Source organism: Agrobacterium salinitolerans (genome assembly GCF_002008225.1).
GTDB lineage: Bacteria > Pseudomonadota > Alphaproteobacteria > Rhizobiales > Rhizobiaceae > Agrobacterium > Agrobacterium salinitolerans.
The window spans coordinates 89190-108004 of sequence record NZ_MRDH01000009.1; the positions used below are offsets into that span (position 1 = coordinate 89190).

19 protein-coding genes and 2 pseudogenes are annotated in these 18815 nt (G+C 58.0%); 13 read left to right on the top strand and 8 right to left on the bottom strand.

Annotation, left to right across the window (positions count from 1 at the left end):
* Positions 1–61 precede the first annotated feature (61 nt).
* Entirely contained in the window at positions 62–640 is a 579-nt protein-coding gene (locus BS627_RS10590; RefSeq protein WP_077983178.1) for a cytochrome b, read from the top strand.
* Positions 641–747: 107 nt separating this feature from the next.
* Here the strand turns inward: BS627_RS10590 and BS627_RS10595 are convergent, their stop codons facing one another.
* The 7 genes from BS627_RS10595 to BS627_RS10620 form a co-directional block, all read right to left on the bottom strand.
* Complete coding sequence (locus tag BS627_RS10595; RefSeq protein ID WP_077983179.1) at positions 748–1290, bottom strand: GNAT family N-acetyltransferase; 543 nt, start codon at positions 1288–1290, stop codon at positions 748–750.
* Between the two features lie 46 nt (positions 1291–1336).
* A complete protein-coding gene (locus tag BS627_RS10600; protein WP_077983180.1) occupies positions 1337–3286 on the bottom strand; it encodes a MacB family efflux pump subunit in 1950 nt (649 codons plus the stop codon).
* Positions 3283–4470, bottom strand: coding sequence for an efflux RND transporter periplasmic adaptor subunit (locus BS627_RS10605; protein ID WP_245307085.1), 1188 nt, complete (start codon positions 4468–4470; stop codon positions 3283–3285). The genes BS627_RS10600 and BS627_RS10605 overlap by 4 nt, the downstream gene beginning before the upstream one ends.
* A gap of 11 nt (positions 4471–4481) precedes the next feature.
* Positions 4482–4613 (bottom strand): hypothetical protein, encoded by a 132-nt coding sequence (locus BS627_RS24950; protein ID WP_276327079.1) that lies wholly within the window; start codon positions 4611–4613, stop codon positions 4482–4484.
* A 65-nt stretch (positions 4614–4678) separates the two neighbouring features.
* Positions 4679–5131 carry an SH3 domain-containing protein gene (locus BS627_RS10610; protein WP_077983181.1) on the bottom strand — a complete coding sequence of 151 codons (453 nt, stop codon included), beginning with the start codon at positions 5129–5131 and terminating at the stop codon, positions 4679–4681.
* A 252-nt stretch (positions 5132–5383) separates the two neighbouring features.
* Complete coding sequence (locus BS627_RS10615; RefSeq protein ID WP_077983182.1) at positions 5384–6460, bottom strand: ATP-binding protein; 1077 nt, start codon at positions 6458–6460, stop codon at positions 5384–5386.
* Positions 6450–7139: a response regulator gene (locus tag BS627_RS10620; RefSeq protein WP_077983183.1), complete on the bottom strand. Its 690-nt coding sequence runs from the start codon at positions 7137–7139 to the stop codon at positions 6450–6452. The genes BS627_RS10615 and BS627_RS10620 overlap by 11 nt, the downstream gene beginning before the upstream one ends.
* A 448-nt stretch (positions 7140–7587) precedes the next feature.
* On the opposite strand from BS627_RS10620, the gene BS627_RS10625 reads away from it, so the two are divergent.
* The 11 genes from BS627_RS10625 (at position 7588) to BS627_RS10675 (ending at position 17810) form a co-directional block, all read left to right on the top strand.
* The gene (locus BS627_RS10625; RefSeq protein ID WP_077983184.1) at positions 7588–8274 is read left to right on the top strand and encodes an MtnX-like HAD-IB family phosphatase; all 687 of its coding nucleotides are present in this window, start codon (positions 7588–7590) and stop codon (positions 8272–8274) included.
* A gap of 14 nt (positions 8275–8288) precedes the next feature.
* Positions 8289–9701 (top strand): aspartate aminotransferase family protein, encoded by a 1413-nt coding sequence (locus BS627_RS10630; protein ID WP_077983208.1) that lies wholly within the window; start codon positions 8289–8291, stop codon positions 9699–9701.
* Between the two features lie 4 nt (positions 9702–9705).
* On the top strand, positions 9706–10656 hold the full coding sequence (locus BS627_RS10635; protein ID WP_077983185.1) for an arginase family protein: 951 nt from the start codon (positions 9706–9708) through the stop codon (positions 10654–10656).
* Positions 10653–11003: a DMT family transporter gene (locus BS627_RS10640; RefSeq protein ID WP_077983186.1), complete on the top strand. Its 351-nt coding sequence runs from the start codon at positions 10653–10655 to the stop codon at positions 11001–11003. Before BS627_RS10635 ends, BS627_RS10640 begins: the two co-directional genes overlap by 4 nt.
* Positions 11000–11905 carry an alpha/beta hydrolase gene (locus BS627_RS10645; protein ID WP_276327080.1) on the top strand — a complete coding sequence of 302 codons (906 nt, stop codon included), beginning with the start codon at positions 11000–11002 and terminating at the stop codon, positions 11903–11905. Before BS627_RS10640 ends, BS627_RS10645 begins: the two co-directional genes overlap by 4 nt.
* Positions 11883–13046: a GNAT family N-acetyltransferase gene (locus tag BS627_RS10650; RefSeq protein WP_077983187.1), complete on the top strand. Its 1164-nt coding sequence runs from the start codon at positions 11883–11885 to the stop codon at positions 13044–13046. Before BS627_RS10645 ends, BS627_RS10650 begins: the two co-directional genes overlap by 23 nt.
* Positions 13043–13441, top strand: coding sequence for an EamA family transporter (locus BS627_RS10655; protein WP_077983188.1), 399 nt, complete (start codon positions 13043–13045; stop codon positions 13439–13441). Before BS627_RS10650 ends, BS627_RS10655 begins: the two co-directional genes overlap by 4 nt.
* A gap of 214 nt (positions 13442–13655) precedes the next feature.
* Positions 13656–15035, top strand: coding sequence for a TolC family protein (locus BS627_RS10660; protein ID WP_245307087.1), 1380 nt, complete (start codon positions 13656–13658; stop codon positions 15033–15035).
* A complete protein-coding gene (locus tag BS627_RS10665) occupies positions 15032–16168 on the top strand; it encodes an ABC transporter permease (protein WP_077983190.1) in 1137 nt (378 codons plus the stop codon). Before BS627_RS10660 ends, BS627_RS10665 begins: the two co-directional genes overlap by 4 nt.
* A 3-nt stretch (positions 16169–16171) precedes the next feature.
* Complete coding sequence (locus tag BS627_RS10670; RefSeq protein ID WP_077983191.1) at positions 16172–16885, top strand: ABC transporter ATP-binding protein; 714 nt, start codon at positions 16172–16174, stop codon at positions 16883–16885.
* A 58-nt stretch (positions 16886–16943) separates the two neighbouring features.
* Positions 16944–17810 (top strand): efflux RND transporter periplasmic adaptor subunit, encoded by an 867-nt coding sequence (locus BS627_RS10675; RefSeq protein WP_245307090.1) that lies wholly within the window; start codon positions 16944–16946, stop codon positions 17808–17810.
* A 147-nt stretch (positions 17811–17957) separates the two neighbouring features.
* On the opposite strand, the pseudogene BS627_RS10680 reads toward BS627_RS10675, so the two are convergent.
* Positions 17958–18410: pseudogene (locus BS627_RS10680) on the bottom strand (IS3 family transposase); the annotation flags it as partial.
* Positions 18411–18463: 53 nt separating this feature from the next.
* Between BS627_RS10680 and BS627_RS24990 the strand changes: the two are divergent.
* Positions 18464–18676: pseudogene (locus BS627_RS24990) on the top strand (hypothetical protein); the annotation flags it as partial.
* Between the last annotated feature and the right edge of the window lie 139 nt (positions 18677–18815).

Sequence of the window (18815 nt, forward strand, 5' to 3'; positions counted from 1 at the left end):
CCTCTTTCTCATTCGCCAGCGCCAATCTGGCGAGATAACTATTCCCATCAAGGAAACCATCGTGAAGTCAGCCATCGACACCGACAATCCCAAGGCCGTTAAATACCCGCTTCCGATCCGCTGTCTTCACTGGGTAAGAGCCGCCCTGATCATCGGGCTCATCGTATCGGGGTGGTATATGACGCGCCTGCCGGAAAGCGATATGGTGATCGCCTCGATCTTCTATCCCAACCACAAGCAGTTCGGCATTCTCGTCTGGCTGCTTGCACTTGTCCACCTTGCGCTTCGCTCGCGTTACGCAACGAGCATGCCGCCAGCGCCCTCGGCGCTTGCGCCTTGGGAGAGAATCCTCTCGCATGCAGTTCACAAGCTTCTCATTCTCCTCACACTCCTTGTTCCGCTGCTCGGCTATTCGCTCTCCAGCAGTTTTTCGCAGAGTGATGGTGTCCCATTTTTCTTCATTCCGCATCTGCCGGAACTGCTTCCCAAGAACGACAATGCCTTTATTGTCTTCCAGACGCTGCACAGGTACGGCGCCTACGCCATTCTGGTGCTGATCGGAGTTCACGTGCTGGGAGCGCTGAAACACCGGCTGATGGACAAGGGCGGTCCGACCGACGTCCTTTCCCGCATGGTTTGATGCGGGTCGGGAGCCGATCACAAGACGAGACGCTGGTCAGACGGCGTCGGCAATCACCGGTGAGGTGGATTATTGGCCCATTTCACCGACAAGATCGCAGGGAAGGATTAGCGTTTTGCACAGGCCATGTTTTTCTCGAATCTGAACATGCCACTGTCATTGGGATCAGCGTCCTGCGTATCGTGCGGGTCAGGATGCCGCGAATTGTAATATTCGACGATCTTGAACCCGCACTTGTTGACGTAGAAGTGAATGTTGCGCTTTTCGAAATAGGGCGTGTGCGTCGTCCATAAGCGGGTTTCAGGATACCGCCGCTCTATCTCTTTCCACGCTTTCTGGCCGACGCCACGGCCATGCTCATCCGGCTCCACATAAAAAAAGGCGAGCTCATTCTCGTGCGTCTTGTCGTCTATCGTAACGACCGCACCTCCCACCCACATCCCGTCGGCGAGAACGCGAAGCGCGACAGAGCCGGGAGCCTGAAATGCGCCTTCAATGTCCTCGTCAGCCGGGATCGTCTCGACCGTCGCCCCCATTTCCTCCACAACGGCGAGCATGAAGGCGCGCTGCAAGGCCTTCTTGAAATCGGGTAAATCCGCCTCCTGCGCTATATCCAGCGTCACATCGACGGAATTTCCGTGTCTGCTCATTGAACTCTCTCTTTCGCTTGGATGGCACAATCCATGATATTGCCACTTACTCTCTCGACAAAGCGTCCACCGGATCGAGCCGCGCCGCATTGCTGGCGGGCAGGAAGCCGAAGGTGAGGCCAATCAGAAAAGCGACGACGCAGGATCCGAGCGCCGCCTGCATGGAGATGATCATCGGCATCTCACCCTGTTGATCGCCGATGATTGCCGCGATCGTAAACGCGAGGGCTATGCCCACGACCGAGCCCGCCAGGCAAATCAAGACCGCCTCGATGAGAAATTGTAACAGAATGTCGAGGCGTCTTGCGCCCACGGCCATTCGGAGCCCGATTTCGCGCGTCCTCTCCGTGACGGACACGAGCATGATGTTCATGACGCCGATGCCGCCCACGATCAGCGAAATAACGGCAACCGACGAAATCAAAAGGGTCATCGTGCCGGAAGTCTTCTCAAGCGCCTTTCGCATCTGATCACTGTTGAAAACATAGAAGTCCTTTGTCCCATGCCGCCGGGTAACAAGGTTGACGATCGCGCGTTCTGCGGCCGCTGTATCGACGCCATCTGCCACACGCACGGTCAATCCGCCGAGGCTGCTGGCAGTTCCAGACACCCTGCCCGCAACGCTGGAATGGGGAACATAGATCTGCAATGTTCTGTCGCCCGCAGCGCTTCTCGGCCGTTGGACAACGCCCACCACCGTCGCCGGCATGCGGTCGATCATGATGGTGCGCCCAAGCGGAACCCGCTTATTAGGGAACAGTGCAGCTGCTGTCCTGTCATCCAGAATGGCCTGCTGGCCGAGCCTCGATGGCGTCCCGGAGGCGAAGCCCCTGCCCGCTATCAGCTTCATGCCGTTAATGGTGAAATAGTCGTGCCCGACGCCGTTGATGTTTGTGGTCAGAGACGCATGGTCTGAGCGTGCGCGCGCCGAAACGTAGATGAGCGGCGTCACACCGCGCACGTAGGATTGCGCAGAGAGCGCTTCGGCATCGGCAATGACAAGAGACGTGATATTCGCCGCACGCTCGTCGCCCCAATCACGCCCGGGATAGATGGAGAGCGTGCTGGCCCCAAGTTCGCTCATCTGAGCCAGAACCTTCTGACGCGATCCTTCCCCCAGACCCACAACACAAACGACGGCAGCGATGCCGATGATGATACCGAGCATCGTCAGGAACGTGCGGATGCGGTGAGCTGCCATGGAGCGAAGCGCCATAGGACCCGCATAGGACAGGCGCTGCCGGAAGGCGGAAAACCGGCCGACCGGTGTTTCGTCACGGGGTGGCAGCGAGATGCTTGCCTCCGGGACATCCCTTGTTCTTCGGTCGGAAACGATCCTGCCGTCACGGATTTCGATGATACGATCGGCGTTGGCCGCCACCTGCATATCATGCGTGACCATGATGACAGTGTGCCCTTCACCGTGCAGCTCCTTGAGGATCTCAAGAACGTTCTCGCCGCTTTTACTGTCAAGTGCGCCGGTGGGCTCGTCTGCAAGAATGATTTCGCCACCATTCATCAAGGCGCGGGCAATCGAGACACGCTGCTGCTGGCCTCCGGAAAGCTGCCCCGGGCGATGATCGAGACGCTCGCCAAGTCCAAGACGATCCAGCAGTGCCTTCGCCCGGCGATGACGGGCAGCCGGATCCAAACCGGCATAAACGGCAGGCATTGCCACGTTCTCGACGGCTTTGAGCGGACCGAGCAGATGATAACGCTGGAAGATGAAACCGAAATGTTCCCGTCGCAACGCCGCAAGCTCATCGGCAGTCAGCCCTGAAACACTTTTGCCGTCGATCAGATACTCCCCCTCAGTGGGCTGATCAAGACATCCGAGGATATTCATGAGCGTGGATTTGCCCGAACCGCTGGCGCCAACGATCGCGACAAGCTCGCCCGCTTCGATCGTAAGGCTGACACCGTTCAGAGCGGTGATTTTTTCGCCTCCGGCTACAAACGAGCGGTAGACATTGTCGATGTGGATAAGAGGGGTCACATCGTCACCATATCTGTGTTGGTCGACGTTTCACCTTCAGCGGGTATGATGACCTTATCGCCAACGGAAAGCCCGTCGATGATCTGACTGTTGATTTTATCCGTCAGCCCAACGGTCACGAGCTTCTCGACCGCAGCGCCGGAAGCCTGACGCACCCGCACATGATAGCGGCCGTCCTCATCGCGATGGGTGAGGGCCGACCAGGGCACGAGAGGGACGTTCTCTGCCTTGCCGACGATAATTCTGACGGACGCGGTCATCATGGGCCTGAGGCGGCCATCCGCATTGGGGGTTTTGAACAGGCCGTTATAATATACCGCCTGCACACCCTGAACCGCGCCTGACGTGCCGCTCGTGGAATCCGCTGCGATTGTCGTGGGCGCCGGTTCGATCTGCTCAAGTTTCGCCGAGATCGGGCTGTCGGGATAACCCATGATCGTAAAACGGACGTTTTGCCCAACCCGGACCCGCCCAATATCGGTTTCCGAAACCTGAACTTTCACACGCATCGTGTCCAGTTGCGCCAGAGAAACGATTGTCGGTGCGGCCTGAACGGCGTTCAACGTTTGGCCTGCCTTGGTGACGACGGCGACAACCGTGCCGTCGATCGGAGCGCGCACTTTCGTATAGCCGAGATTGACCTCGGCATTCTCAACTTCGACCGAAGCCTGAAGGATTTGCGCGTCGAGCGCCTCGACTTCGGCCTGCAAGGCACGAAACGCCGCTTCAGCCGATTCCCGGTTGGCGGTGGACACAATGTTCGCGCTGTTGAGCGTTTTCTGCCTGCTATAAGCAAGTTCAGCCTGATGCCGCTGTATGTCCCGCGCACGCCGCTGTGCCTTCAGGTTCGCAAGGGCGGCATTGGCGATCCGCAGACCGTTTGCCTGCGGTGTAGAATCGACTTCGCCGATCAAATCGCCCTGCTTCACCTTCTGCCCGAGTTCGACATGCAGGTTTTTCAGCTGCCCGGACACCTGTGCTCCGACATTGACCAATCGGGCAGGCTCAAGGACGGCGCTGGCGACAACCGCTTCTTCGACGGTTCCCTGAACAACCGGCATAACGATCTCGCCCTGATCATCCGTCCCGGAAAAAACCGTCCGCGCCGAGGCCCCGCCGATCGCCAGAACCGCGATGACGGAGCCGATGATGAGACGATTCTTTCTGGCGATTTTGCGTTTCATTGTCGTCTGACTCATGGTGTTGCGGCCTGCTGAACGCTCGTCCGCAAATGGTCGTTTATCTGCGAGCCGGTCGTATGCCAGGCAAAAACCACCTCAAGGATGGAGAAGACGATGCAGACAACGAGAAGTTTTCGTTCTGTCATGAAGCGTCTGCCCCGGCATGCCTTGGGCGGGGGTCGCACGGCAACCCATCCGCCTAAGCGCCGTCTCACCAATTGGAATCCCAACCGGGCGGTGGCACATCGTCTTCCCAGGCGAAGTCATCCCAAGTGTCGATGTCGCCATAGAAATCCTGGTCGGCATAATGATCGGACCAGTAGGTGCCAATATTGAAGGACACCGTCGGCACGACCGGCTCATGCACCAAATGGGCGTAGGCGGGCACCCGAAGCTTTTGCGCGTCGTGATCGATATCGATGTAAGCACCCGACACCCAGCCCCGGCGCCCTGCGGCCTCGACATCGCACCAACGAAAACCCTTCGTGCAACCGATGACGTTGAGTGGCATACCTTCGGCCAAGATACCCATGGAAGGATAGTGTGTGCTTGGACCCGCCCGCATGTTGATTTCGGCAGCGGCATAAGAACCGGCCTGGGCGGTGGTGTTTCCAAGGATGGCTGCGCCGGCAATTGCCGCCGCGAGAATGAGCGCGTTTCGCATCGAAAACCTCGTATCAAATTTCCGCCGGCACGTTGGCGCCGACGCTAAGAGCAGAGATTGCTCGTGGGTGTCACTAACCAAGTGCAGGTCCAGATTATGTGGAGAAAACGTCGATGATCGGTGGCCTGAAACGAAAGAGGGGCGCCGAAGCGTCCCTTCCTTTCCATCCCCTTTGGCTCTTTTGTCCTCGCGCGAGCTACCCGCGGCTCGGCGTCGGCGAGGCGTCGCTGCAAAGCAAGTCGTGTCTGATTGTCAGACCGGCGCCTCCTCCCGACGTGGCAGCCGCAGATCAATGCTAAAACCGCGTCCTTCGGTCGGCAGAATGACAGCGTCGCCTCCGTGCGTCTGCATGATCGCCTTTACAATTGGAAGACCAAGGCCCGAACCGCCGGAAACACGATTACGGGAATCATCGGCCCGCCAAAACCGTTCAAAGGCGCGGTTCCGGCTCTCATCGGCAAGGCCCGGACCTGTATCGGTGCATCGGAAATACACATAATCCTTGTCCTGCCAGGTCTCGAGATAGACGGTGGAATGCGGGGCATAACGCCGGCAATTATCGAGCAGAGCAACGATCGCCTGACGCAATCTGGGCTTGTCTGCCATCGTAACAGCGGGCTTCAGCCGCCTCACGACCAGGCTGCCTGCGATTGAAAGGTCATCCTCCATGGAATCGGCAGCGGCCGCGACTTCCGATGCAAGATCCAGCCGAGAATATTGCAGATCGAGCTGCCCGGCATTGCTGAGCGCGAGCGTCCGCAGCTCTTCGACGATGCCGCCAAGGTCGTCGACGTGAGCAATGAGGCGAAGATAAAGCTGAGGGGTGGGCTGAAACGCACCGTCGAGCAGGCCCTGCAATCTGCCCCGCAAAATGGTCAACGGGGTCCGCAACTCATGGGCTATCGCGGAGTTCGAATATTTGAGTTCGGTCTCTGCCCGCTCCAGCCGCTCAGCCATCAGGTTGAAATCCGAGACAAGCTCACCCGCTTCGCCAAAGCTGCGGCGAGGAAGCACGGCGCGCGCAGAAAAATCACCTTGGGCAATCGTTCTCGCTGCGCTCGCAACGGATTTCAGCGGCTCGGTGACGTAGCGCGCCAACCTCCAGCCGACGAACGAGGCCGTCAATATCCCTATCCCAAGCAGCAGGCCCAGAGTGATCGTATCACCAAACTGCCATGCACTGTCGTAGTCCGCGTCGGGATAAAGCCAATCATAGATGAAGAAAAAATAAGCCACCAGGCCGGCATAAACGACGACGAAGGCCAATAGTGTCAGCAACACCATCGCCCGTACAAGCCCGGCGTTCAGGTTAGCACGCTTAGATGTCATCAATCCGGTATCCTACGCCGCGCACACCCGTTAGAACGCCTCCGGCGCCCGCGGCAGTCAGTTTGCGCCTGAGATTGCTGACGTGGCTGTCGACCGTACGGTCGAGCGCCTCACCTTCCGGGAGACAGGCGTCGACCAGTTCGGAGCGCTCAAACACGCGATTGGGGGAAGCCGCCATGTGGGCCAGAATCCGAAATTCGGTGCGGGTCAAATCGAGGACAACATGTTCGGAACCCGTTTCTACCACTGCACGATGTGCCTGGGGATCGACGCTCAGCGGCCCAACGCGAAACACATGGTCCGGACTGCGTCCTGCAACCCGCCTAAGGACCGCCTTGGCGCGCGCAACGATTTCAAGGGGATTGAAGGGTTTGACGACATAGTCATCGGCGCCGATGCGCAAAGCCTGCAGCTTGTCCAGATCATCCGCAAGCGCCGTCACCATGATGACAGGGGTGTCGGACACCCGCCTGATGGCGGCAAGCACCTCATATCCGTCCTGACGCGGCAGCTTGATATCGAGCACGACCAGATCCGGCCGGAGGCGCTGATGATGGCCCAATCCAACTGTGCCGTCACTCGCGGTGACGACGCGGAAGCCTTCGCGCGCGAAATAGGTTTCGATGATATCGGATATTTCCGGGTCGTCTTCTATGATCAGGATGAGGGCGTTGTTCATGGATTGTCTCTCGATAAGCAATTTTTGCAGGCGTTGAGATCAAGCGTCGTCGACATTGGTTCAACGTGCTGACGTCGCGATCGCAGTGCGGCTTCGGCATTCTTTCCGCAGTTGGACCAACTTATTGAAGCGCGTCAATCGGTGATGTGGTCGGAGGGTTCCCGCTCCACCGAACACGACGATTTTCTCCACGCTTTCTCGACAGACGAGGCGCACTTGCCTTTTCGCCAGCACGGCACCGGTAAACGGCACTGTTCCGTTTCCCAACGCGCTGGGAATTGACGGAGAGCCTTTCGGATATGAAAAAACCAACAATCGAACAATCGCCGGTGAAAACCCGCTCCTATCGTGCCGATAGCCCCTCAGCGTCCGGCCGGTCGCCTACGTTTGGCAACACTTATCGCGTTTCCAGGTCTTGCGGCATCATCTGCACAGGGATGGCGCGCTGATGCACGCCTATTGCGATTTTGACGGCACGATCGCCACGATCGACGTTACGGATGCCGTTCTCGAGCGCTTTGCGGCGGCGGAGTGGCACGACCTCGAGCGGGCCTGGGAAGCGGGGCGCATCGACGCGAGGCAATGCATGAGCGCGCAAATCACGCTCATTCAAGCGGCCATGAACGACATCGATGAATTTCTCAACACAGTCGAAATCGACCCGGAGTTCCCCGAATTCGTCCGCTGGTGCTCGAAAAATTCGATTCGCGTTACCGTTGTCAGTGATGGGGTCGATCGCTTCATTCACCGCGTCTTGTCCAATCACGGCCTCCGTCACCTCGACATCATCGCCAATCGCCTCTGTGTCGAAAAGAACGCGAGCCGCTTTCACTACCGATTGGAAGCACCGTTCATGCAGCCCGATTGCCAGGCCGGATCGGGCGTTTGCAAATGCGCCGTGGTCGCATCGCACACGCCCCACCTCTATGTCGGCGACGGGCGAAGCGATTTTTGCGTCTCGGCGCGTGCGGACCTTCTTTTCGCAAAGCACAAGCTGGTCGCCCATTGCACAAGCCACGCCATCCCCTTCGTCTCCTACACGACTTTCAAGGATGTGCAGACCGAGGCGGCTGCACGGCTGCGGCACATCATCACCGCTCGCGGAGCGGATCGTCACCTTTCCCAAACCGCCTAATCAGGAATATGAAAATGCATTCTCTCATCAAGCCGGCTAACGGCCAGCCAGATACCGTATCCGAAGAGGACCTTCGCTTTCTGGAGGAGACCTATTGCTCCCACGGCGACACGGTTCACTACACGGATCATCCCAAGTTCTTCTCGGGATGCGATGGTTCCTTCATGTATGACGAGGCTGGGACGGCCTTTCTCGATCTGCAGATGTGGTACTCGGCGGTCAATTTCGGCTACCGCAACCCGCGCCTCAATGCAGCAGCCCATCGCCAGCTGGACACACTGCCCCAGGTTGCCTCGCAATATCTCCATCGTGAGAAGGTCGAACTGGCGACGATGATCGCCCAGGACGCGGAAAGAAAGTTCGGCCGCAAGGGTCGCGTGCATTTCAACGTCGGCGGCTCACAGGCGGTGGAGGACTCGCTGAAAATCGTCCGGAACTTTTCAGGCGGGAAAAGCCTGATGTTCGCTTTCGAGGGCGGTTATCATGGTCGCACGCTGGGCGCCACATCCATCACCTCGTCTTACCGTTACCGTCGTCGTTACGGGCACTTTGGCGAACGCGCCCAGTTCATCGAGTTTCCCTACCATTTTCGCGGCCCGAAGGGCATGTCGAAAGAAGAGTACGGCCACTATTGCGTCCAGAAGTTCGCCCGCCTGTTCGAGAGCGAATATAACGGGGTCTGGGATCCGAAGGCCGGCAAGTCCGAATATGCGGCGTTCTACATCGAGCCCATTCAGGGCACCGGCGGCTACGTGATCCCGCCGATGAACTTCTTCGTCGAGCTGAAGAAGGTTCTCGATCAGCACGGCATTCTTCTTGTCGTCGACGAAATCCAGATGGGCGTCTACCGCACGGGCAAGCTCTGGTCGATCGAACATTTCGGCGTCTCCCCTGACGTTCTGGTCTTCGGCAAGGCGATTACCAATGGTCTCAATCCGCTGTCCGGCATTTGGGCACGCGAAGAGATGATCAATCCGACGATTTTCCCGCCCGGTTCCACGCACTCCACCTTCGCCAGCAACCCGATGGGAACGGCTGTTGCCCTCGAAACGCTTAAAATGGCCGAAGAAGAGAATATCGGCGCCAGTGTCATGGCGAAGGGCATCGCCTTCCTTGATGGTTTGCAGCAGTTGCAAAGCAAACATGCGATCGTCGGCGAAGTGGACGGGCTCGGCCTTGCGCTGCGGATGGAAATTTGCCTCGACGACAGCTTCACGCCTGACAAGGCCACGCTCGACTGGATGTCGGATGAGGGCATGAAGGGCGACATGATCGTCAACGGGCGCAAATACGGCCTGGTGCTCGATGTCGGTGGTTACCACAAGAACGTCATCACGTTCGCGCCAAACCTCAACATCTCCTTCGACGAAATCAATCTGGCGATCGAGCTGCTCGATCAGCTTCTGACCCGCGCCGAACGGAGGTAATCTCGTGAATACGCTTCTGCTCCATCTCGACGATGCCCTACATCTGCAGCCAACCTTTGTTGATGCCGCACTTTCGGTGGGCGCGCGCGAGGTTGACGAACGACGCTGTGGGAGCGCCGTTCGTCTCTGGAGCAGGAGGGAGTCGCTCGATCTGTTGAAACCCGGTATAGCGCGCCCCGCCGGCGCGCCCGCGTCCCCTCGACTGTGTTTCCTTGGATCGGGCGACTTTCATCATGTCTCAGCAATGCTGATTGCCGAGGCGGCAGAAAGTTTCGATGGACCTCTCACCGTCATCCATATCGACAATCACCCTGACTGGGTCAATTTCGACAACGGTCTCCATTGCGGCTCGTGGGTCAATGAGGTTGCAGAACATCCAAATGTTCAAAAAATCATCACGCTTGGTGTCTGCAGCGATGACCTGCAATCGCCGGAGCGCAAGGGTGCTAACCTCGGCAATCTGGCTAACGGCAAGGTTGAACTCTACCCTTACGATCGCCTGCCAAGCCGCGTCAAACGCGCCTATGGGGAGAGCGTCAGCTACACTCAGGCGAGCAACCATCTCATCTGGTCGACAATGAAAAAAATGGGACTGGCGGCATTCAGAGAGCACCTGCTCTCGCGGATATTCACGTCCAATGTCTACATCACCATAGACAAGGATTGCCTGTCGCTGGACGACGCGATCACCAATTGGGATCAGGGCCGATTGCGGCTTTCCACGATCCTCGAGCTCTTAAGCGATATTGCGACGCGACATCGTATCGTGGGTGCTGACGTCATCGGTGATTATTCGACGCCGGTTTATAGCGGCACCCTGCTCACACGACTTCTGAAGCAGGGGGAAATCCTGATCGACCAGCCGTTGCGCGCCCCCGATGCGGTGATGACCCGCGATCGCAATACCATCACCAACCTTACGCTTTTAAGGTCTTTTTCGGACATACTGTCATGACGGACGGGCTCAGTAACACAATGCTTGCTCTCATTCTTTTCTGCGTGCTGACGGAGGCCGGCAGGGAAGTCTGCTTCAAACTGGCCTCGGCCAAGGACCGGCGCAACATTTATCTCCACCCCTGGACATTAATCGGGGTCGTGTTCTGGGGCGTAGAGCTCGTCGCCTGGACCTATGTCCTTTCGCACGTTCCGCTTTCCATCGCATTCCCGCTGATGGCCTCGAGCTATGCCGTCATTACCATCTTTAGCGCCATCCTTTTCAGGGAAACAGTCGGCCTGCGGCACTCGATCGGTGTTGCCCTGGTATCGGGCGGCGTCATCTGCGTGGGAGTATCGGGATTATGACGTTTTCTTTCGCCGGCTCACAATCCAGCCTATCCCGCCCCTTCCCTCAAGCTCCGACAGACGAAAAGACGAAAGTGTTCAATCCGTCAAACGACGGTCTTTCCTTTTTCGAAGAGGGCACGAACGGCAAGGCCGTCATGCTTGTACACGGCATGAGCGGCGCCCCTGCCGAAATGCGTCTGGTGGCGCGGCAATTCAGCCGCAGGGGTTATTCGGTTTTTGCCCCCTTGCTCGCCGGGCACGGGCGTGGGGAAGCCGCCTTGCGGCGTTCCCGCTTTGAAGACTGGCTCGACAGCATCGCGATCGCCGCAGACTGGCTGGCAACGCGAAGCGACATCGTCTTTTCCGCCGGCATTTGCGTTGGCGGAAAGCTTTCGCTGCTCGCGTCGCATATGCAAGCGTCCCCGATCAAGTCGGTCGCGCTCTACTCACCCTGTTTCCACTACGATGGCTGGAATGTTCCGCGCTATTACGCGATCCTGTCACCGCACATCAGATGGATCAGGCTGATACCCTTCATCGATCGTCTCAATTTCAGCGAAACGCCTTCCCTCGGCATCAAGGACGAGCGCCTGAGACGGATGATTGCGGCCATGGAAAATGAAGGTGTTCTCAGCCATTTCCCGGGGCGCGGTCTCGTCGAGATGAGCCGGCTCGGCCACCATCTCAAGAAGCATCTGCCTCAGATCACCACGCCATCTCTCATCATTCATTCAACTGAAGATGATCTCAGCGGTCCCGATCACGCCCGCTACATCGCCGCAAAGATTGGCGGCCCAAGAGCGCTGCACTGGTTGAACGACAGCTACCATATGATCCACGTGGACAGGGAACATCGCAAAGTCGCCGATCTTTCCGCCCGGTTTTTTGAGACAAAACATGCGTTTAGAAACCCGATTTGAGTTTGGCGACGGCCCGGGTCTCAACTCCCGAAACCTCGAATTCCGGATCCACGAGACTCTTGTCGCCGTCGACAGGGATGCCTGGGATGCGTGCTTCAGCGCCGATATAGAGCGCTATGACTACTTGATGGCAGTCGAACAGTCCGGCCTTGAGGGCTTTGAGTGGCGGTATGCAACCATCAGCTATCACGGGATAATCATCGCTGCCGCTCCGATTTTTCTATGCGATTACCGTCTGGAAACGACGCTGGAACGAGGGCGACTGACGTCTCTTGTCGAAGGCATTCGCAAACGACTCCCACGGTTTCTGTCACTCCGGCTTGCCTGTATCGGCTCTCCCTGTACGGAAAGCGCGAACATCGGAATGCATCCAGATATTCCCGGCGTTTGGGAAGCTGATCTGATGACCTATCTACTGGAATGCACGGAACGATGGGCCCAGATGTCAGGATACTGCCTGTTCGCGCTGAAAGACGTGCCGATACCTCTGGGACGAGCGCTTTCGGCAGCGGTCCACCGGCGCGCGTTCGTCGCCATGCCCGGCTTGCCAACCGCATGGTTGAGCGTGGACTTTCCCGATATCGAGACCTATCTCGCCGGATTGTCGTCTTCGACACGCAAGGACATGCGTCGCAAATGCCGCGCAGCCTCCGAGGTGAAAGTGGAGAGGGTTACCGACCTTGGCGAGATGTTGCCCCGCTTTCTCGAACTTTATCACGATACCCGTAACCGAAGTGAGTGGCAGTTCGAAGAGCTGACGTCGGACTACTTCACCGGTGTCCTGTCAAATCTGCCTGAGAATGCGTTCTGCACCGTCTATCGCGTTGGAGACGACATTCTCGCCTTCAACCTGCTTTTGCACGACCGCAATCGGCTCATCGATAAATTCTTCTGCATGGATGCCGTACGCGGCAAGCCGTACAATCTCTATTATCTTAGCTGGTTTGAAAATCTGCGTTTTTGCCTCGAGCATGGGCTCACCCGATATCAAAGCGGGCAGGCCTACTATCAAAACAAGCTCCGCCTCGGCAGCACATTGACTGCGAACTCCATGTTTTTCAGGCACCAGAACCCCGCCCTGCACACGCTGCTGAGATGGGTTTCACCGCTTTTCAGCTCCGATGGATTGGAGAAGCAATGAAGGATCTGCCGACGCTTTGGCTCTCCATCCCCCTGTTGAATACGCTGCAGCAGATTTTTCTCAAGGAGAGCGCTGTCCATGTTTCAGGCGAATTCGGCGTTCAATGGTTGGTTAGTCTTGCCACATCACCCTGGTTTATTCTGGCCATCATTGCCGAAATTGTCTGTTTCGTCCTATGGCTGCGTGTGCTTGAGCAGACTGACCTGTCCAAAGCGTTTCCGCTTTCTGCGGTCAGCTATGTTTTCGTGCTCGCAAGCGCTTGGCTCCTCTATTCCGAACCGGTATCCGCTCTTCAACTGGGCGGAAGTGCGCTGATCATTGCGGGTGCCTGGTGTGTGTCGACGGCACCGGAGGAAAGGGCGATACCGGCGTCCTCGACCAAATCTGCACAGTGACTGCGCGAAATCTTGAGCCTGCAATGGTCTTGGGAGGGGTGATGAATGCGGCGGCATTCATTCGAATTGTCGCATCAGCGACCGGCACTGGGGATCAACAGCTCTTTTTCTGGGTAATGCGTGTTTCATGTGGTCCAAAATGAATAGGGTGCGTCGTGATTGCGTCGATCGTTCGAGGTCGAATTGCAATGTCGTCTTGAATCGGCATCGCTGGGTGCTCATTGCTCTCCTCCTGTCTTCCTGCCATCAGGGCGGACCGACTTTTTCGGACATCGCACCGGCAGAGTTTTCGCCGGTGCGCGCGCCGCGACCCCACCAAGGCAGCGAAGCCTGGTGGCTGGCGTTTAACGACAGTCAACTCAATGCCATCGTGGCGCGTGTAGAGCAGGGCAATCTCACCGTGGCGCAGGCCCGCGAGCGGCTGGCTGCCGCCGCCGCCATTTCACACTCTGCGTCTTCCGGCTTCCTGCCCAATGTCGGCCTCTCCGGGTCTGCAACGGGTTCCAGCAGCAGGACAAAGGTAGACGACATTTCCCGCCGTCCAGCTCAGCTTAATCTTGAGACCGGCTGGGAAATCGCTCTCTTCGGGCAAGATAAGCTCGCCCAGCAATCTGCCGATCTCGACCGATACATGGCGGCGGAAGACGTAAATGCGGCAAAGCTCTCCGTCGCGGCGGAGGCCGCAACAAGTTACGTGCGTCTGCGGGCGCTGCAGCACCAGCGACGAAATGCCAATCTCCTTTCGTCCGCCAAAACAATAGCCAGGGATGTGGCGACCGTGCGGTCACGAAGCGGATTGGCGACAAGGCTCGAAGCCCAGTCGGCAACCGACGATAGTGCCGCGATGGCGCAACAAAAACGTCTCCTCGACAATGCCATCGCGGACGAAATCCAGCGCATTGCCTTGCTTCAGGGCGCGATGGAGGGTGATGCGGTACTATCGGTAGTAAAACCGCAACCCGTGGCTAGCAAAGCACGGGTAACGGCGGTCCCGGCCGATGTACTTCGGCAGCGCCCGGATGTCAGGAGGGCGGAATTCGCCGTCCTGAAGGCTGGGGCCGAAGTGGGAATTGCGAAGTCAGATCTTTATCCACAACTTCACCTTTCGGGGATGATCGGTATCGGATCACCCGTCTCTGGGTCCATTTTCGGCATCATGGGCGGTCCGTCATTACAAATGCCCCTCTTCGACTACGGGAAACGGCTCGATGTCGTGGAGGCAAAAAAAGCGCAATTGCGTGAGGCCGTCGCGGCTTACCGACAGGCGGTTCTTGTCGCCCATGGTGAAGCCTCCTCGGCCTTGCGGGCGCTGCTTGCCGCGCGCCTGGAAACTGCCCGTGCAAAATCGGCGCATGCCACGGCTGAAAAGGGCTCAGCGGAGGCCCAATTGCTGTCCCGCGAAGGACTGTCGGACGCCTCCGTCCTTGCGGGTCGCCAACTCGCAGCCGCAGAAACCCGCCGTCAACTCACCGAAGCGATGAAGGACGAAGCGGAAGCCCTGATTGCCTTTGCGAAAGCAACGGGCGGAAGTCTCGCCGCGGAGGCGTCGGGTATCGCAACCTCCCCCGATAAACGGAGGAAAAGCGGATCATGACGATCTCGATTGCGCGCAAGACCCTTCTTCACGAATGGCGCCGCTTTTTACCCGCGACAATCGCGATTGCCTTCTCGGGCGTCCTGATGACGGTCCAGGGTGCCTTGTTGCTGGGCATCGTGGGCGCCAATGGTCTTTACGTCACGCAATCCAAAGCCGAATACTGGGTGGGTTTTCCGGGAACGCAGAGTGTCGACCTAGGCCGCGCCATCCCGGCGAGTGTGGCGACAAATCTCTATGCCGAGCCGGCGATTTCGCATGTGGAGCCGGTCCTGTTCGGCTCCGGCGACTGGAGAGGCACGCATGGCGGCGGCGGTGTCAGCGTCACCGTGCTCGGCATCGATACGGCAAATGACGCCGATGCCCTCGCGCGCATCATTCCCGGATCGCTGCGAAATCAGTTGAGCGAGCCCGGCACCGTCCTTGTGGACATTGCAGACGCTTCGAAGCTTTCTACAAAAAAGGGCGGTATTGCCGAAGTGAACGGGCGTTCGGTGCGGATTGTCGATTATATCGACGGCCTTCGCGGCCTGGGCGGCGTCAATTTGGTGGCCTCAAGGGAGACCGCCCGTAATCTCGATCACAGCCTGCCCAGCGACGGCGGCGCCACCTATTTCCTCTATGATCTCAAGCCGGGCACCAACGGCGCCGCCATACAGGCGCGCCTCAACAGCGGTACCGACATACGCCGCTTCGAGGTCTGGTCGGCTGAAGAACTCGCATCGATGACAACGATGTACATGTTGCTGGATTCGGGTGCGGGGATTGCATTCATTTTCGCGACCCTCATCGCCGTGATGATCGGTGCCGTCATAACGAGCCAGACCTTGATGGGTGCGGTGGCCGGCACGGTGCCTCAATATGCGACGCTCAGGGCGCTTGGCGTACCCTTCGACCGGCTCCGTTTCATCGTCATCGAACAGGCGGGCTGGGTCGGTCTTTTCGGTTTTATCATCAGCCTGTTTTTAAGCGTTGCAATCGCCCTGATGGCGGCGGTTTACCGAGTTCCCTTCGAACTGCGCTTCACCATCGTTGCTGCAGCCTCAACGGTGGTGCTTCTTGTCGCGGCTGTCGCCTGTCTTCTGGCAATTCATCGTTTGCGGGACACCGATCCCGCCACGCTTTTGAGGTGAACCATGCTGCCTGTCCTCAGCGCGCGCAATATCGGTAAGTCCTTTACAATACATAACATTCACATGCAGGCGTTGTCGGATGTGTCGGTCGACATTTTCGCTGGAGAATTCACGCTACTGATTGGCCCTTCGGGCTGCGGTAAGAGCACGCTGCTTGCCATCCTCAGCGGCATGACGAAGCCCGATGACGGGTCGGTGAGCGCAGGTGATGTCATGCTGTCGACATTAAGCGATGAAGCGCGGGACGAATTTCGCCTTAAGAATTGCGGATTTGTTTTTCAGGGGTTCAATCTTTTCCCGGGCCTCACCGCAGTCGAGCAGGTGCAGATACCGCTTAATTACATGTCTGTTCCCGCTGCAGAGGCCCGCGAACGGGCCGAAAGCGCATTGGCAAGCGTCGGCTTGTCAAAGAGAAGTCATCTACGGCCATCGGAGATGTCCGGCGGTGAAAAACAGCGTGTTGCTATTGCCCGCGCTATCGTCAAAAAACCCGCCATTCTCTTCGCAGACGAACCGACCAGCGCCCTCGACAGCGAAAACGGTCGAAACATTGTCGAGATTCTCCAGTCCATCGCAAAAGACTCCGGTTCGGCGGTGCTGTGTGTTTCGCACGACATGCGTCTCGTCAAGCAGGCTGATCGTGTCCTCCAGATGGAGGACGGACGCCTGCTCCGAGACATCAGGCCCATCTCCGGTAAAAGTTCCACAGGATCTTAAAGACATGAAATTTCTCCCTCGTATTAAACGTCCGGCAGTGACAACGGTTTCGGCTGGGATGATCGGCGTGGCGCTCTTGTATTTCACCGCACTTTCCCCAAACGCCGAGGAAGATACCGACCGGCCGGATCTGGTCGGTCCACCCATCCTGGCTGCCGCTAGGGGGGTCGTAGATATCCCGGGCGGTCTTCTGCGGGTCGCCTCCCCCCGCGATGGCATCGTTGCGTCCCTGCTGGTCAACGAGGGTGACCAGGTCAAAGCGGGGGACGTCATGGCGGTACTCGACTCCAGTCAGGAAACGTTATCGGCGAAGATCGCATCGGAGGAAGCTCTGCAGGCCGAAGAGCAACATAATCTTCTTCAGATGAAGATGAAAAACCTTTCTCGCCAGGCAGATCGGGTCAAGCGCGCCGCAGCGGGAAATGCCGTCTCGGACCAAGCTCTCGATGAAGCCATAGCAGCCAGGGACAATCTCACCGGCGAATTGAAGGTGGCCGCCTCGGTTCTCGCTGCCGCAAAGATGCGGCGCGATATCGCCGCCCGCGAAGTCGAAATACGAACAATCCGCGCTCCGGTCGACGGTTTCATCATCAGGCAGGGGATTAAAGTCGGGGAATTTGCCGCCGCCAGCGGCGCGACGGAGATGTTCACCATCCTGCCGGAAGGCCAGAAGATCGTCAGGGCGGAAATCCCCGAGCAGTTTCTCGACAACGTCAAACCCGGTGTGCCTGTTGAGGTGCTTGCAGAAGACAGATCGGGGCAGGCATATGAGGGTCGCATCAGCCGCATTTCTCCCGTTCTGATGCAGTCAACCGGCATGCCCGGCGAACGCAATGACATTCGCACAGCAACCTCCATCGTGATGGTGGGCCGCGACGCTCCGTTCCGGGTCGGGCAACGGGTCATTATTCGCGTCTACAAATAGGTCGTGCTACGACGGTCGTGACGATCTGGTGTGGTAACTTCAAGGGCCTTCACGCCCGCGGCCTGCATATATCGCAGCAGCCCAGCACCATAACTGCCTGTGCACTCGACACCGCCGACAACATGACGCGCTGGCTCGTTCTTCTGTTCCATACCTTACCGGACGCGGCGAATAGTAGATGCTGCCACGGCTGAAGCCGTGAACCCTGGCCTGACGTGCGACCGACAGTTTGTGTGTTCGGTCGATCATTTCTTTCCGCGCAGCAATCCCGCCTTGCCGAGCGCTCCGGCTAAAAAATCGCTCTCCAGTGTCAGCTCACCGATCTCGCTGCAAACGCAGTTTGTCACATGGCGTGAAGCGTTTTGACGCCGACGGTTGGACCCGCCGGTCTGCCTTGGCTTCATCGCTGAAAACGCCGGTCGCCCCTTCAAGGAGTTGGTCCTTCCACTGTTTGATCTGGTTGGCATGCACGTCGAATTGCTGGGATAATTCCACCAGCGTCTGCTCACCTCGGATCGCGGCGAGCGCCACTTTTGCCTTGAAAGCCGGGCTGTGGTTCCGGCACGGTCGTCTCGTCATGGTATCTCCTGTTCCCGGCATCTAAGCCGAAGTCAGGCGGAAACTCCACTTATCCTAGCTGTGCAGATTTCCCGAGCCACCTCGACAACCTGATCTATGGGAACATCATCAGCGTTGTGACCGGAGATGACAAGAGTACACCCGCTCTGACAGACAATGGCATTGACGAACTCAGGCAAATGCTGGCCGACGCGCGTAGGTCTGCCAAAAAAAGGCAGGAGTTCCTCGATTGCTTCGTCCTCGACGAGGAGATCGTCGCACGCGTCAAGGCATATTCCCCGCGGTAGCAATCGGGCCGTTACCTTGAGGCAGAATACCTGAGGGCCAGAAACGCAAAAAAGGCCTTGCGTGGCAAGGGCTTGGCGCAATCACAGGGATCGTTGGTTGCGGGGGCAGGATTTGAACCTGCGGCCTTCAGGTTATGAG